15 protein-coding genes are annotated in these 14,121 nt (G+C 61.4%); 6 read left to right on the top strand and 9 right to left on the bottom strand.

The features are described 5' to 3' along the window. Positions 1 to 275: 275 nt before the first annotated feature. From AC3WJB_RS10665 to AC3WJB_RS10640, 6 genes are all read left to right on the top strand, one after another. Complete coding sequence (locus AC3WJB_RS10665) at positions 276 to 1,499, top strand: ABC-three component system protein (RefSeq protein WP_492681381.1); 1,224 nt, start codon at positions 276 to 278, stop codon at positions 1,497 to 1,499. Continuing rightward, on the top strand, positions 1,496 to 1,984 hold the full coding sequence (locus AC3WJB_RS10660) for a three component ABC system middle component (protein ID WP_492681379.1): 489 nt from the start codon (positions 1,496 to 1,498) through the stop codon (positions 1,982 to 1,984). The genes AC3WJB_RS10665 and AC3WJB_RS10660 overlap by 4 nt, the downstream gene beginning before the upstream one ends. Then, positions 1,981 to 3,921 (top strand): DUF3732 domain-containing protein, encoded by a 1,941-nt coding sequence (locus AC3WJB_RS10655; protein ID WP_492681377.1) that lies wholly within the window; start codon positions 1,981 to 1,983, stop codon positions 3,919 to 3,921. Before AC3WJB_RS10660 ends, AC3WJB_RS10655 begins: the two co-directional genes overlap by 4 nt. 47 nt (positions 3,922 to 3,968) lie before the next feature. Beyond that, positions 3,969 to 5,717 carry an ATP-dependent nuclease gene (locus tag AC3WJB_RS10650; RefSeq protein WP_492681375.1) on the top strand — a complete coding sequence of 583 codons (1,749 nt, stop codon included), beginning with the start codon at positions 3,969 to 3,971 and terminating at the stop codon, positions 5,715 to 5,717. Continuing rightward, positions 5,714 to 7,450, top strand: coding sequence for a UvrD-helicase domain-containing protein (locus AC3WJB_RS10645; protein WP_492681373.1), 1,737 nt, complete (start codon positions 5,714 to 5,716; stop codon positions 7,448 to 7,450). The genes AC3WJB_RS10650 and AC3WJB_RS10645 overlap by 4 nt, the downstream gene beginning before the upstream one ends. 247 nt (positions 7,451 to 7,697) lie before the next feature. Beyond that, complete coding sequence (locus AC3WJB_RS10640) at positions 7,698 to 8,237, top strand: hypothetical protein (protein WP_492681371.1); 540 nt, start codon at positions 7,698 to 7,700, stop codon at positions 8,235 to 8,237. Between the two features lie 90 nt (positions 8,238 to 8,327). On the opposite strand, the gene AC3WJB_RS10635 is transcribed toward AC3WJB_RS10640, so the two are convergent. The 9 genes from AC3WJB_RS10635 to AC3WJB_RS10595 all read right to left on the bottom strand — a co-directional run bounded on the left by AC3WJB_RS10635 (position 8,328) and on the right by AC3WJB_RS10595 (position 13,976). Then, positions 8,328 to 8,648, bottom strand: a complete 321-nt coding sequence (locus AC3WJB_RS10635) for a helix-turn-helix domain-containing protein (protein ID WP_492681369.1) — start codon at positions 8,646 to 8,648, stop codon at positions 8,328 to 8,330. After that, positions 8,648 to 9,010: a type II toxin-antitoxin system RelE/ParE family toxin gene (locus AC3WJB_RS10630; RefSeq protein ID WP_492681367.1), complete on the bottom strand. Its 363-nt coding sequence runs from the start codon at positions 9,008 to 9,010 to the stop codon at positions 8,648 to 8,650. Before AC3WJB_RS10630 ends, AC3WJB_RS10635 begins: the two co-directional genes overlap by 1 nt. 75 nt (positions 9,011 to 9,085) lie before the next feature. After that, positions 9,086 to 10,441 (bottom strand): tyrosine-type recombinase/integrase, encoded by a 1,356-nt coding sequence (locus AC3WJB_RS10625; protein WP_492681365.1) that lies wholly within the window; start codon positions 10,439 to 10,441, stop codon positions 9,086 to 9,088. Between the two features lie 355 nt (positions 10,442 to 10,796). After that, positions 10,797 to 11,288 (bottom strand): hypothetical protein, encoded by a 492-nt coding sequence (locus AC3WJB_RS10620; protein WP_492681363.1) that lies wholly within the window; start codon positions 11,286 to 11,288, stop codon positions 10,797 to 10,799. Next, a complete protein-coding gene (locus AC3WJB_RS10615; RefSeq protein ID WP_492681361.1) occupies positions 11,281 to 11,784 on the bottom strand; it encodes a hypothetical protein in 504 nt (167 codons plus the stop codon). The genes AC3WJB_RS10620 and AC3WJB_RS10615 overlap by 8 nt, the downstream gene beginning before the upstream one ends. Positions 11,785 to 12,026: 242 nt before the next feature. Continuing rightward, positions 12,027 to 12,752 (bottom strand): DUF4386 family protein, encoded by a 726-nt coding sequence (locus AC3WJB_RS10610; RefSeq protein WP_492681359.1) that lies wholly within the window; start codon positions 12,750 to 12,752, stop codon positions 12,027 to 12,029. Positions 12,753 to 12,762: 10 nt separating this feature from the next. Next, the gene (locus tag AC3WJB_RS10605; protein ID WP_492681357.1) at positions 12,763 to 13,224 is read right to left on the bottom strand and encodes a hypothetical protein; all 462 of its coding nucleotides are present in this window, start codon (positions 13,222 to 13,224) and stop codon (positions 12,763 to 12,765) included. A gap of 3 nt (positions 13,225 to 13,227) precedes the next feature. Beyond that, complete coding sequence (locus AC3WJB_RS10600) at positions 13,228 to 13,449, bottom strand: helix-turn-helix domain-containing protein (RefSeq protein WP_492681355.1); 222 nt, start codon at positions 13,447 to 13,449, stop codon at positions 13,228 to 13,230. After that, on the bottom strand, positions 13,449 to 13,976 hold the full coding sequence (locus AC3WJB_RS10595) for a DUF2975 domain-containing protein (protein WP_492681353.1): 528 nt from the start codon (positions 13,974 to 13,976) through the stop codon (positions 13,449 to 13,451). Before AC3WJB_RS10595 ends, AC3WJB_RS10600 begins: the two co-directional genes overlap by 1 nt. Between the last annotated feature and the right edge of the window lie 145 nt (positions 13,977 to 14,121).

Raw genomic sequence — 14,121 nt, 5'->3', positions numbered from 1 at the left:
CCCTGTTGGGATGCTGTCGGGTTCCTGCCGTGTCGTTCATGCCTCTCGCTTTCCATACTTCGAAACAATGGGGCCAACGTTGCCGAAAATGCATATCCAAAGCCAACTTGGCTAGTTTGCTACCATGGCTGGCGACTGGCAGGCGTTGGGCACTTGGTTTGCGGCCGTAGTCACAGGGGAATCGAAGCAAAGTACGCCATGGCGCAACGAAGGCTGCGCCCTCCCATGCTATGCCGCCGAACCCGCCCACAAGAAGCGGACATAAGGACTTGGGCATGGCCGAGGCATCCACCGATAAGTTTTCAGCCGGCGAGCAGGGCCTGGGATACATCTACCAGGCACGTCTCGCCCTGCTGCATCTGCTGCAGTTGCCTGAGGACACCGCCGTCTTCCTGGAAAAGGACGACGACCTCGATTTCGTCGACAGTGTCGGCGGCAAGTCCCTGGCCTCTCTCAAGCACAAGGCGATCGGCGACAGGCTGACCGACTTATCGACTGACTTTTGGAAGTCCGTCAACATATGGTTGGTGCGATATAAACGCGATGGCCGTGCCGCATCGAACCTGCGGTTCTTCCTGTTCACCACCGGTACGGTATCGGCCGACTCGTTTCTTGCTCGCCTCCTTCCCGACCAGCCTGTCGCCTCCGGCGAAGCGGCCACGCTGACCGAGTTGGCCGATGCCGCACTCGCCAAGTCGACGTCGAAACTCATCGCTCCGATCGCCACGGCGTTCAACGAGCTGAGTGACACCGAGAAGCGGGATTTTCTCGAACGCATCTTGATCCTCGGCGGCAGTCCGCGTATCAGCGACATCCCTGCAAGTATCAGGGACAAACACATGCGAAGCATCCGGCGCGAGCACCGCGAGTTCGTCTTCGAACGGCTGGAAGGGTGGTGGACTGACGCAGTGATCAACCAGCTGACCGGCGCCAAGGCGGAAGGAATCTTCGGCTACGAAGTCTCGGACAAGCTGTCCAACTTCGCCGAGGAATACAAGGCAGGCAACCTCCCCATCACCTTCCGCGGGAAAATGCCCGCCGACGAGATCGACACTGATACCGATCCGCGCCTGTTCGTGGCGCAATTGCGGGAGATCGGCATTTCCTCCAACCGGATCAGGAGCGCGATTCTGGACTACTACCGGGCGTTCGAGCAGCGGTCGGCCTGGGCACGAGAAAACCTGCTGGTGTCGGGAGAAGTTGAGGAATACGAAGACCGCCTGGCCGACGAGTGGAACCGCTACAAGGATGTCGCCTTCGAGAAAGTGGGGGAAGACAGCGCCGAGGACGCGCTTCGCGAAGCTGGTGCAACCCTCTACAACTGGGCAGAGTTCGAGACTGGGAAGATCGAATCCCTGCGCATCCGCGCACGGGTCACAGAGCCCTACGTCCTTCGCGGCAGCTTCCACATCCTGGCGGATGCCGCGCCCGAACCTAGGGTCTACTGGCACCCCAGATTCCTCGACCATCTCAGTAAAGTGCTGGGGGTGGCCCCATGAAACGATGGGATCAGCGCCCCTTCGAGATTCGGAACCTGTTCAACCCTGCCTTCTGCGGCTTGATCCTGTTCCGCGCCCTGCATGGCTACGAGGAAGAAGACGCCCGCGGCATGCCTTTCTCGCTGTCGCTGCTGGTGCTGCCCCTGTGCCTGCACAAGGATTCGCGTGAGGTGATCGCCGGCAGTCCACGCAGTTACCTGCTCAAGACCACGGAGAAGAACCAGCAGGTCATGGTGGGCTTCGCCGACAGGGTCACGCAGATGCTGCCCTATGCCTTCGAGGGGTTCGGTCTGCTGATGGAAAGAGGCTGCATCGCCGTCGCGGAAAATGGCCGCATCCAGACCGTGCCCAAGAAGGTACGCAAGGCCATCGACGGAACCGACGAGACCGTCGCCTGCCAGAAAGTGGCACGCATCGTCGGAAAAGAATTCGCACGCATCGCCGACCGGGCGACCGTTTATACGACTTTCGGAATTCGTCCATGAAGATCAGATCCATCCACATCTACAGCCATGACGGCCAGCGCCGGGACCTCCGGTTCAAGGTGGACGGGCTCAACGTCATCACTGGTCGCTCCTCCACCGGCAAGTCCGCGCTCTCCGACATCATCGAATACTGCATGGGGCGCTCCACGTTCAACGTCCCCGAAGGCGTCATCCGCGACAAGGTGGCCTGGTTCGCTGTGATCTACCAGTTCGAGAAGGAGCAGGTGCTGGTCGCCAAGCCGACGCCACCTGGCGGCGGTGCCAGTTGCAGCACGGCAATGCTGCGAAGGGGTGCCCAATTGCAGGCTCTCGAGCTCAGGGATTTGGCGGTCAACACCGATGACGACAGCATCAGCGAACTGCTGTCACGCTTGCTTGGCATTCCCGAGAACCGTACCGATGTCCCGCTCGAACACAGTCGCGACAGCTATGATGCGAACGTCAAGCACACGTTCTATTACCTGTTCCAGAAGCAGGGGCTGGTTGCCAACAAGGACCAGCTTTTCTACCGCCAGAACGAGCAGTTCCAGCCACAGGCAATCCGCGACACGCTGCCGATTCTGCTCGGCGTGTCCTCCCACGACCGATACGAACTGGAATCCAGGCTACGTACGACGCAACGGGACCTGAGGATCAGCAACAAGAAGCTGGAACAGGCACGCGATACCGTCGATACGTCACACGAGCAGGCTATCAGCCTCTACTCGGAAGCCCGGACGGTCGGTGTCATCGGCCACACCGACGGGAACCCGGGTGCCGACGGCGTCATCGACGCGTTGAGGTCAACGCTGTCGTGGAAGCCCGAAACGGTGCCCGACGACGACGGTAGCCGGATTTCGCTTCTGGAAGAAGAACTGAGCCAGCTGCGCCAGGATCGCCGCGACACCCAGACCAGGATCGACGCGGCGCGACAGTTCGCCAAGCGGGCGGGCGGCTACGAAAGCGAGGCCGCCGAACAGATAGACCGACTGGCCTCGATCAAGGCGCTGCCGAAGAATCCTGACAGCGGCGAATGGCAGTGGCCATTCAGCGAACGGAACCTGGCGCTGGAATCCCCGGTCGCCGTCGTCCTGCTCAACGAGCTGGCATCGCTCGACAAGGAATTGCGCATCGCCACTGGCCAGCGCCCGAAACTCGAAGCCTATCTGACCGAACTGGCCGGCAAAGCGGACGAGATCGCGGGCAACATCAAGCAGAAGGAAGCAGAGCTATCCGCGGCGATCTCGGCCAACGAGGTCATCGCCCAGATGGGAACCCGCAACAACGCCGCCGCGCGCGTGATCGGCCGGATCAGCCTGTTCCTGGAAACCCTCCTCCCGAACGAGGACCTTGCCAAGCTGGAAGCGGAAAATCGCCGCCTCAGCAACAAGGTGAAGCAGCTTGAGGACCAGATCGGTGCCGACGACAGTAACGAACGCCTGACTTCGATCCTCAACAACATCTCCGCACAGGTGTCGCGGTACATCCAGAAGTTCAACGCCGAATTCGGTCCCTACCCTGCGCGGCTCAATCTGCCGCAGCTGACGATCATCTTCGATCGACCCGAGCGTCCAGTCCCGATGGGCCGAACCGGTGGCGGTGAAAATCACTTGGCCTATCACCTGTCGGCACTACTCGCCCTGCATCTGTTCGCAGCCCAGAACAATCGCCCGATTCCACGCTTCTTGCTGATCGATCAGCCGACCCAGGTCTACTTCCCGTCCGAGCAGCTCTATAAGGACGCCGATGGCTCGGTGCAGAACACTGAAGCCGACGCCGACCTTGATGCGGTGCGTCGGTTGTTCGAGCTGCTACTGAAGTTCACCCAGGAGGACGTCCCCGGCTTTCAGTTGATCGTCACCGAGCATGCAAACCTGCGCGAGCAGTGGTTCCAGGATGCGTTGGTGGAGCAGCCGTGGACCAAGCCACCCGCGCTGGTTCCCGAGGATTGGCCGTAGAGAGGGCACCCGCTCATTCAGGGACGTAGCCGCAAAGGAGACCGTCGGTGTACCTGGCACAATTGAAAATATCGAACTTCAGAAAGTTGCAGAAAGTTAATTTGAGCTTCCAGCCCGGATTGAACGTTCTGGTCGGATCCAACAACGTCGGCAAGACCGCCGTCATCGATGCGCTGCGCGCGCTGCTAGCAGGATACGACGAACCCTACCCTCGACTGGATGGCGAGGACATGTATCGACCAAAAGGTGGAGTGCCAACGGGTGACATCGAATTTCGGTACATCTTTCGCGACCTGGATGCAGACGATGAAGCCGATTTCCTCGCAGCACTGAAACCTGGCGACGCCGGCAAGCTCGAAGCCCACATCACCATCCGCTACTCGGAAGCCGACAAGACCGGCCGACTGCGCGCCAAGCGTTGGTGTGGCGATCACGAGGACCTGAGCCTGACTACCGACATAATGGAGAACCTGCGCGGCGTCTATCTACCACCATTGCGGGATGCCTCGCATGGACTCAAGCCCAGCCGCAGCAGTCAGTTGTCGCGCCTGTTCCAGCTTCTCGCCGACGACGCGGGACGAGAAGGTATCAACGACGCGCTGAAGAAGCTCGACGAGGAACTGAAAAAGCACGAGCCGGTCATCAACACCCACACGGCAATCAAGGGCCGCCATGACAGTATGCTCGGTCCGCAGCTTGCCCAAGTGCTCGACCTCGGCCTGAGCGGCAGCGACTTCCAACGGCTTGCTTCGCGCCTATCGCTGCTGGTGGATACGTTCGAGATCGAGCAGAACGGACTCGGCTTCAACAATCTGATCTTCATGGCCGTGGTGCTTAGCGAGTTGGCCAAGAACCCTGATGCGAGCTACCGCAGCCTGATCGTCGAGGAACCGGAAGCGCATCTGCACCCGCAGCTCCAAGCCGTGCTGCTCAGCTATCTGGAGATGATCAAGGCGGTCGAGGGCGAGAAGCCTGTCCAGTTGTTCGTCACCAGCCATTCCCCCAACTTCGCCAGCATCGCCGACCTCGACAGCCTGGCCTGCCTGGTCGACACGGGGAATTCCGTGGAGACATTCTTTCCACGTACGATCACCTTCGACAAGGGAAAGCGCGAGAAGCTGGAACGCTATCTCGACGTGACCCGTGCCGAACTGTTCTTCGCCCGGCGCGTCATCTTCGTCGAAGGTGCCGCCGAGTTGATGCTGGTAAGCGTGCTGGCGGAGAAGTGCGGCCACAAGCTGCGCGCGCATGGCGTCAGCCTGATCAGCGTCGAAGGACTGAACTTCGATTCATTCCTGCCGTTGTTCGGCGAAAAGGCATTGAAGATCCCAGTGGCAGTCATCACCGACGCGGATCCGATAGCTGAACCGGAAGGCGGCGGGGAAGCGCAAGCACTCTACCCAGCGCCTGGCGATGCGGTGAACGTATCGGACAACACCGCCAAGATGAAGGAGCGCGAGGACGCCTTCGTCAAGGTCTTCCACGGACTCAAGACGCTGGAATACGACTTGGCGCTACATGCCGACAACCGAACGGCGATGCTAGCCACTCTTACGGAGCTACACCCGAAGATCGGCAAGACGGTCTCGGCGGCAGTCGAGGCGGCCGAAGGTGACGCGGCCAAGGCGCGCGCCCTGTTCAGCGGCATGTTCGAGCGCCCGCAGAACAACGTGCAGAAAGGCCGCTTCGGCCAAACCCTGGCGCAGGTGTTTGTCGATGGCGCCGCCTGCGTGGTACCGGACTACATAAGCAAGGCGATCGCCCATGCCTGCCAGGTTCAGCAGGCCGATCCATGACCCAGGTATCCGACGAGCAGTTGCAGATCATCGGCGCGCCGCTCGCGCCGATGTCCGTAATCGCCTGCGCCGGCAGCGGCAAGACGTTCACCGCCGTGCGCCGGCTCGCGCAGATGCGCCGGCAGCTCGGCGAGCACCGGGGTCGCGTTGCCCTCCTCTCGTTCTCCAATGTTGCGGTGGACACGTTCAGGCAGGAGTACCGGAATCTGGCGCAAGTGGCGTCCGGCGGATTTACCCATGATCGCGTCGAGATCGATACGTTGGACGGATTCATCACTAGCAACGTCCTGCATCCGCACGCCTATCGAACGATGGGCGCGCAGCAGGCCGCATTTCTGGTGACAGGCGGAGAAGCGTTCCTCAACGGCTTCAAGTTCCAGACCGGCACGTATCCGCGCGAAATCACGAAGATGCAGGTCGGTATCGACGGCGGCACTGTCTACTTCTGCTATTCGGACAACGACAGGACGCAAAGACTGGACACCGCGTATGCGACAGGTCTCGTCCGCCGCCTCGGGCAGGTGGGTGCCTACACTCACAACCTCGGGCGTTACTGGTGTCTCCGCACGCTGGACGACCAGCCCAGCATCCTGCGCGCCCTGGTCCGCCGCTACCCCCATATCCTGATCGACGAGGCGCAGGATATCGGTACGGTGCATCAGGCCATCATCGAGCAGTTCATCAGCGCGGGCTGCCAGATCTCGCTGATCGGCGACCCGAATCAGGGCATCTACGAGTTCGCCGGCGCGAACGGGGCTTTCCTGACGCAGTACGGGAAACGACAAGGCGTCAGCACTCTCGGCCTGACCAAGAATTACCGCTCCGTGCCGGCGATACTGGACCTTGCCAACAGGCTCTCGACGCGCGCCGACACCGCTGACCGGGATGCGCCCGAGACGACGCACGGCACGTACTTCGTGCCCTACCGCAATGCCGAACGCGAAAACCTTATCTCCGCGTTCCAGGCTACGGTGTTGGCCGCCGGCCTGAATCTCAAATGCTCGGCGGTGCTCTGTCGGGGTCGCGACATGGCCAACCGGCTCGCCGGCAATGAAGGTGCGCCGGGTCAGGGGACCGTCAAGGCTCTAGCACAGGCCGCAATCCTGCGGGATCGGCATCATGACTATCTCGGCGCGTTCAAGCTGGTGGCCGCCTGCATCGTCGGCCTGCTGGCCAACCCGCCGCAGGGACTCGTCGCGCAGATCACGCAGCCTGCGCGCTACCCGGATGATCGGTTACTGCGTCGGCTCGTATGGACGTTCACCCGCGACCTGGATTTGGGACTGCCCGCCGCTACATTGACCGGGGACACGCAGTGGCACCCGCAGTTGCTGGAAAGGACAAGGGCACTGTTGGCGACGATCGAGCAGGAGCACGGACTGGCGAGCGCGAACAACCTGGGCAACAAGCTTGCACGCAGAGGCTTACCCAACACTCCACTGATCGCCGCAGTCGATCTGGCGGCTAACGACGACGTGCTGCGAATCCGCGTAGACACGGTTCATCAGGCGAAGGGCGAAAGCCTCGATGCGGTGCTGTACCTGGCGAGCCGGGAACATGCCAACGCGCTGTTGGCTGGCGTAGATACCGAGGTCGGGCGCATCGGCTATGTCGCGGTAACCCGCGCCCGCAACCTCCTGTGGCTCGGCGTACCGGCTAACGCACTGGAGGAATTGCGACCCGCGCTGCTCGCCCGGGGGTTTCAGGAAGCGGGCGCCGCAGCACCAGCGTAAGGGCTGGGGCAGTTGCCCTGCTGGTCAGAGGACGGCCTGCGCCCCTTATCAGCGATGACGACATCAAGCGCCTGCCCGGCCGGGCTTGGTGAACGTTTGGGTTGATTGACGACAACGAGACGCTATGACAACGATATTTCGCTTTGCCATCCAAACGACGGAAAGCCGCTGCTCTGAGGTCTGGTCCTTCTTCTGCAACAGGAATGACGGATGCCTCTATGCCACACGCACGTCAATGCAGAAAACCATGAAGGTCAGCTTTCATCAGTCCGGCGCGTGCCACATCAAACGATACGCGAACGGAGTCGACCTCGGCATCAAAGATCACATGTGGCGTTATGCGCCCTCGGGTGTCGGTGAGCCGATCCACATCATGAGAGTCGTTTACGATCTCAGAGCCCAGCGCGGCGATTTTGAGTTGAGTAAAAAGGTCGGATTTTTGTTCGAAGACCTGACCGCTCTGGCCAGCATTTACTTGGATGTGTTTTTCACACACTCTGACCGCGAGATTGAGCTGGGTGATGAAACGGGTATCTACGGGTCTCATTACATGGGTGGGCGCAAATGGGTCTATTTTTCGATCAGCATAGGACCACTCACGGACGGGCTTCCCGATGACATTTCGGAGATGGTCTTTCATATGGGCGATCGTGAAGCGGTCGAGAACAAATCGGCCAATGTGCTTAAGAACGTCACGGCCGTCTTCTATCAGGTGCCTAAACCATCCGGCGCATTCGTGGTCTTCGAGGCCTCCGCCGCCAAGTTCTCACTGGCGGTTCCTGCTTGATGGGATCCCCACATGAAGTGCAGAGCCCGGGCGATGGCCCTACGGCGCAGTGCTATAGCGTCGCCTTCCATGCCGACGCTCCGCGACGATTCAGACCGCAACGGTGATGCCCGGCGCATGGGCACGTCGCGCCGGCTGCACCACGATTTCGACCTGCTGATCCATTGACACCAGAGCCTGCATCAGCCGCTCCAGCGAAATGTTCTGGAGCTTGTAGCGGCGCACCTGCGACACCTTCGGTTGGGTCATGCCGGTAATCGTCGCAGCCGCCATCTGGCTCAAACCGCGCTGGTCGATCAGTTCGTTGAGCTTGAACGCGAGCGCAGCCTTCGCCGACAGCTCCTTGGCGTCATCGAAACCGAGGTCGAGCAGCACGTTGTCGGTGCCTTGGGGATGGTCGATACTGGTCATCACGTTCTCCCACTCGCCCCGTAGCGGGCAAGCACTGCTTTCAGCCGCTTCTCGATCAACGCCACGTCCGGCTGCGGCGTGGCGATGCCGGATTTGGATTTCTTCTGGAACACATGGAGCACATGCACCGCGTCGCCGACCCGCACGGTATAGACCGAGCGGAAGGTGTCGCCCCGGTGATCTTCCATCAGTTCGTACACGCCCGAACCCAACCCCTTCCAGGGCTTGGCCGAATCCGGCGTGCCGCCCAACTGGACGACGAACAGCGCCACACCCATGTTCTTCTGCACGTCGATGGGGAACTCCTTGAAGTCCTTTTTCGACGAGCCCTCCCAATACAGGAGCTTGCGTTTCTCGGTCATGATTATACCTGTTCGGATATAGAAGACAAGCCCCCGGATTGTCGTGACAGCGATACGACAATTCGGGGGCGTGATTTAGGGGATGGCCGTTTCCAGCGCTTCTGGCGCGGGCTTGGCCTTGGCCCGCTTCGTACCGGGCGGTACGGCGCGCGCCTGGTGCTTGCGGTGCCGATACGGGCGATAGTTGCCTTGGCTGGTAAAGGTCTTGTCGCCATCCTCGACGGCGGGGGCCGCCAGCGGCGCCGCAGCCGGCGCACAGCTCTCGATGGTCTCCCGCCGCAAGTTGGCTACCTTCTCCGCAGCCGCCCGAACCGGGTCGTCCTCCGTATGCACATACGTCATAAACATGGTGACGGTCTTGTGCGCGGTCAGTGTCATGCCGACCTTGATGGGAACGCCAGAATTGGCGATATCGGTGGCCGCACGATGGCGGATGCCATGCGTTCCGACGTGCGGCACTTTCGCGCGTCCCAGGATGCGCTTCCAGGCGTTGTAGTAGGTACCTTCGGGCAGTGGCTTCTTGCTGTCGAAGATGGCCGGGCACACGTAGGGCGAATCGCTGATATGAGGGGCGTTCGACAGCAGTTGGTACACCACTTCGCTCATCGGCTTGGAAATGTCCCCGGTCTTGCTGTCCGGCCAGACGACGCGGCGGTTCTTGAAATCGACCCAGACCCATTCAAGTGTGCGGATTTCCGACATGCGCGCGGAGAACTCGAATTGTAAGCGGACCGCCAGCGTCAAGGTCGGATGCTCCAGACCCTCGGCATCTGCACGGTCGAGATAGGCATAAAGGCGGCCCAGCTCCTCATCGGTGATGTACCGCGTTTCGCCGTCCTCTCGGTACTTGGGGACATGGCGGCATGGGTTGGAACCATCGGGTCGGTAGCCCCACACCTCGGCCATGTTGAACATCTTGCGCAGGCAGGCTAGAACCCGATTGGCAGTGACGGCGATATGCGCCTTGTTTCGCATCAGCATCGTGATGTCAGCGCGCGTCACGTCGGGCACCTTCATCCTGCCCATCGCGGGCACGATGTGGCGGTCGATGTAGCCTTGGTAGGTATCGACCGTCCGGGGCTTGTTACGTGGCTTGGAGTATTCGTCGATGAACTGCTCGCACAGTTCCTTGACCGCGGGAGCCATTCGGGCGGCCAGCTTGGCGGCACTGGGGTCATTGCCTTTGCGCACGTCGGCCAGCCAGTCCTGCGCGATCGAACGGGCCTGCTCGACGGTCAATTCGCCGAACTGGCCGATCTTCGGCTTGCGGCGCTCGCCCCAGTTCGTGCGGTACTGGAGCATGAAGACCTTGCGGCCGTGGCCGGTGACTTTGCAGAGAAAGCCGGGGACAATGGTGTCCCGCAGCTCGTAGTCTTTGCCGGTGATTTCAGCCGCATCGACAGCGGATTTGGTGAGCCTGATCTTAGCCATGACGCCTCCTAGTTCGGGATCGAACGCAGGAACCAGCCAGGAGCCACGGCATCGGAAAGTCTGCCGCAATCGGTCTGGTCAGGGCGTAAGGCTAAGCGGGACTAGCCTCTTGGAAAACCAAGCACAGCAAGGCTCTGCGGGTTCCAGCGTAGTCCCATCCTATTCTCGGGAATCAATCTCAAAATCCGCTTGTGGTGACACAGTGGAGGTTCGAGTCCTCTCACCGGTACCAAGTCAGGGTCTCAGGCGATGTCACCAAGACCCACGAGTCCCCAGAAGCCCGCATCACGGCGGGCTTTTTCGTGTCTGAAGGGTTCCAGGCCATCTCACGCTTGACAATTTGTTCACGCCCGATTTACTTCCTGAACCAAAGCGCCAGCAGGAACGCGAAGAGCGCAGCGAGGATTTTGCAAGCCATTGACACCGCTGCGAGCGCGGCGAGCATCGCCGCACTGCAATGGATCAGAATCGTCCCCGACTTGCCGATCGCCAACGACCCATCTATCCCGGCACCGACGATCGCTGTCGCGAGCGTGGCCAGCACGAGGTATCCCATTGGCGTCCGGAGTTGTGATCGGCGATAGGCCCACAAAGACGCGCGCGAGGCGCGGGCCGGGACGCATTGGTCGTAGTTCAGCTCGAGCTGGCCGGGTTGGAGGTACACCTGATTGCCACTTGCGCCCTCCCGCGGAACCCGAGCGACCGGGAATACATCCACAAGCTCCGGGAGATCATCCCGACGCAGGCGGAGATATTTGGCGCCGGCCAAGTCCTGCAGGCCATTCGCAGGCAAGGATACTGACTGCTCCGTGCCCAGCGCGTGCAAGAACACTTCGATCTCAGACATGGTCTTGCAGCACCGACGCGGTCAGCAGTTGGAGTGTCGGCATCAAGTCGTCAGCGTGCAGCTGCAACCGTACCGCGATGGCGATGGCGGCAGCCAGCAGTTCTTGTTCGCGCGAATCCATGGCCCCTACCAACGATTGCAAAGCCTTCGGTGCTGCACGGCTCAATTGCCTGGACAGGAACTCGATGTCGCTGCGTACAGCGGACCAGTCGTCGCCATCGAAATCCGGCACCACATCCTTGATCGTCTCGACATCACGGGCCCACGGATCCATGCCCGGCGGCGCATGACCAGGATCCACCCGACGTGTTGCCGCAGCCGCGAGCAGGTTGGGAACGCAGCATCCGCAGATATACGCAGGTCGATTGGGGTCCCGTCTCCCATGCGCGAGACAGGCGAAAACGCCACAAAGCTTGCAGGCGCCAACGGCATCGCCCGCGACTTGCCCGGGAATTTCAGAGTACCGCTTCTGACAGAGATAGCAGTCGGCAGCCATCGCGTACTCCTGTCGGATCGGCAAGGGAGGCCATGCCGCTTGGACACCCAACCTCGTCGCCACTTTACCACCCGCGGTGGCGCGCCCGTATGCCACAAACCGACAGGCGGGCCGGCGTCGTAGGGCGTATGGATAGCCGGCGCCATGCGACCCAAAGGAGCCCTTTGGGCCACGCGCATGACCGTCCGCTCTGTTGGTCGGTTCCCGGAATTGCATGGTGGGGTCGTCTTGTGGACGAGCCGTCAACCGACACCCGTTGCCAGCGTGCTGCCTGCGCCCGGCAGCGTGCGCATGCCACGCACGAGCAGCCAAAGTCCGGCGCCCAGATACGTCAGCGCCAGCGGAATCCCCCACAGCGCGGTTCCCGGGACGTGTATGCCAACGAACACCGGCAGCGGGATGCCGAGCATGTGCAGGACGCTGGAGGCGATGCCCACCTCCGCCATGCCGCGGGGCAACAGGTGCGCCTGCCGGAAGATGATGAACAGGACGAGTATCCAGCTGACCAGGGTCAGGATGTGGGTGTAGTGCACCCACTTGAACTGGGCTCCCACGGCCGCCACCAGCGCTGTGACCGCACTCGCGTCCTGACCGCTCCGGTGGTGCGCTGCGCTGACCGACGCCATGGTCAGCCACTGCACGTTCTCCAGCAGTTGCAACGCCACGTTGGCTGCGGCCAGCACGAGCAGCGTCAGTGCCAGTCTCGGCGCCGCGGCTCGCCATGTCGCCCAAGGCACCAGCGTGATCAACATCAGGGCTACCACGCCCGCCATCAGCGCCATCACGCTCGCTCTGGCTGACGTGTCCATTGCCGCCGCGTTCTCTAGGAAACCGCCCGGTGGCGCGGCCATCGGCACCAATACCATGTAGGGGCCGATGAGCCCGAGGATCAGATGCAGCAGCAGGAGCGCACCCAGCAGTCTGCCGCCATTGAAGCGCATGATCATGTTCCGGGTTTCTGGCGTCATGGCTGCAGGCTCAGGATATGCTGCGCTGGCGGTCTGTTGCTTGCGACGGAGCGAAATATGTCCGCCATGCATAGCCCCATGGCACCACGGCGATCAGCAGAGGCAGCGCGAAAAACGAAGCGGCAATCTCGCCGGCGGGTGTGCCCCACAACGTACCCGCCCGCCACAGCGGGAACGCGATGAAGATCAACCACAAGCTCTTGTAGCCTATCGCGAAGAGCATCAGCGGCAGCCAGCGCAGCGGATGCACAAGCCCGAACAAGGCCAGCGAGGGATAGGTGGCCCATACCACGGTCGCGACCGCGCGCACCGGGTCCCACGGACCTGAATGCGTCAGCAGCGCTTGCCACGCGACGGGTGCGACGAATACCAGCATCAGCAGGTAAAACGCGCGCAGACCCCAGATCTGCACCGGACGCACACCCTCGTGATGCCGGGGATCGGATGCGAAGAAGCGGGCAACGGCATGCATGGGTCAGTCCTCCGCAGGTTGCGTGGGATCAAAGGCGAGCAGGTCCCCAGGCTGGCAATCCAGCGCCGCGCAGACGGATTCAAGCGTGGAGAAGCGAATTGCCTTGGCTTTGCCGGTCTTCAGAATCGACAGGTTGGCAACGGTGATGTTGATGCGTATGGAAAGTTCGGTAAGTGTCATGCGGCGCGCGTGCAATAGTTCGTCGAGGTGGACGATGATGGCCATCAGACCGTTCCTTCGAGATCGCCGCGCATGCGTGTGCCTTCGGCGAACACGCGCGCGAGTACGAACAGCAAGAGGACTGCCAGCCACGGTGTCCACGAGAAGCCCAGATGGAGGTGAAGCGCTTGTACCCCGCGGATCGCGGTCCACGCAATCGCGCCGACCAGCAGCCGCAACCCTTCGCCTGCCAGCACCCACCAGGCGATGACTTCCAGCCGACGTGCATTGGCGGCGACGAAAGGATCGCTGGCGCGCACGGTATCGACGATTGCCAGCAGCTGGCGCAGGACCCGGTCGACCACGAAGGCGCCGGCAATGCCGATTACCATCACGGCGCGCAAGCCGAACACGATCCGGGTGCGGTGTTCGCCCGGGAACGGCAACATGCCCAACGCCTCCCACAGGATCGTGCCAGGAATCAGGCTGACTACCGCCATCCCTGCGATGAAGGCCGCGTAGATCAAGTTGAGGACGATCAGGAAGCGAATCGCCACATAGGACAGGGACAGTGCCTTGGGTGGGGCTTTCATGATGGCTCAAGCCTATGTGATATCGCTTAGCAATATGTATCATATCGATAAACGATATACAAGCGTTGGCTGTTCTGGGGCAGACACCGTCGCTTTCCGTATTCGTCCCGACTGTTTTCTCGCAGAGTTGGCCTTCCAGACAAAG

The sequence above is a fragment of the Rhodanobacter sp. FW510-R10 genome, from assembly GCF_058781105.1.
The sequence above is the reverse complement of the archived record's forward strand: the minus strand, read 5'-3'. Positions and strand labels throughout refer to the sequence as shown.

Coding starts and splice junctions, on each gene's coding strand:
- AC3WJB_RS10595 (WP_492681353.1), bottom strand. CDS start 13,976: ATGAAAGCCCCACCCAAGGCACTGTCCCTGTCCTATGTGGCGATTCGC.
- AC3WJB_RS10630 (WP_492681367.1), bottom strand. CDS start 9,010: ATGACCGAGAAACGCAAGCTCCTGTATTGGGAGGGCTCGTCGAAAAAG.
- AC3WJB_RS10610 (WP_492681359.1), bottom strand. CDS start 12,752: ATGACGCCAGAAACCCGGAACATGATCATGCGCTTCAATGGCGGCAGA.
- AC3WJB_RS10660 (WP_492681379.1), top strand. CDS start 1,496: ATGAAACGATGGGATCAGCGCCCCTTCGAGATTCGGAACCTGTTCAAC.
- AC3WJB_RS10620 (WP_492681363.1), bottom strand. CDS start 11,288: ATGTCTGAGATCGAAGTGTTCTTGCACGCGCTGGGCACGGAGCAGTCA.
- AC3WJB_RS10665 (WP_492681381.1), top strand. CDS start 276: ATGGCCGAGGCATCCACCGATAAGTTTTCAGCCGGCGAGCAGGGCCTG.
- AC3WJB_RS10655 (WP_492681377.1), top strand. CDS start 1,981: ATGAAGATCAGATCCATCCACATCTACAGCCATGACGGCCAGCGCCGG.
- AC3WJB_RS10615 (WP_492681361.1), bottom strand. CDS start 11,784: ATGGCTGCCGACTGCTATCTCTGTCAGAAGCGGTACTCTGAAATTCCC.
- AC3WJB_RS10605 (WP_492681357.1), bottom strand. CDS start 13,224: ATGCATGCCGTTGCCCGCTTCTTCGCATCCGATCCCCGGCATCACGAG.
- AC3WJB_RS10635 (WP_492681369.1), bottom strand. CDS start 8,648: ATGACCAGTATCGACCATCCCCAAGGCACCGACAACGTGCTGCTCGAC.
- AC3WJB_RS10625 (WP_492681365.1), bottom strand. CDS start 10,441: ATGGCTAAGATCAGGCTCACCAAATCCGCTGTCGATGCGGCTGAAATC.
- AC3WJB_RS10600 (WP_492681355.1), bottom strand. CDS start 13,449: ATGGCCATCATCGTCCACCTCGACGAACTATTGCACGCGCGCCGCATG.
- AC3WJB_RS10645 (WP_492681373.1), top strand. CDS start 5,714: ATGACCCAGGTATCCGACGAGCAGTTGCAGATCATCGGCGCGCCGCTC.
- AC3WJB_RS10640 (WP_492681371.1), top strand. CDS start 7,698: ATGAAGGTCAGCTTTCATCAGTCCGGCGCGTGCCACATCAAACGATAC.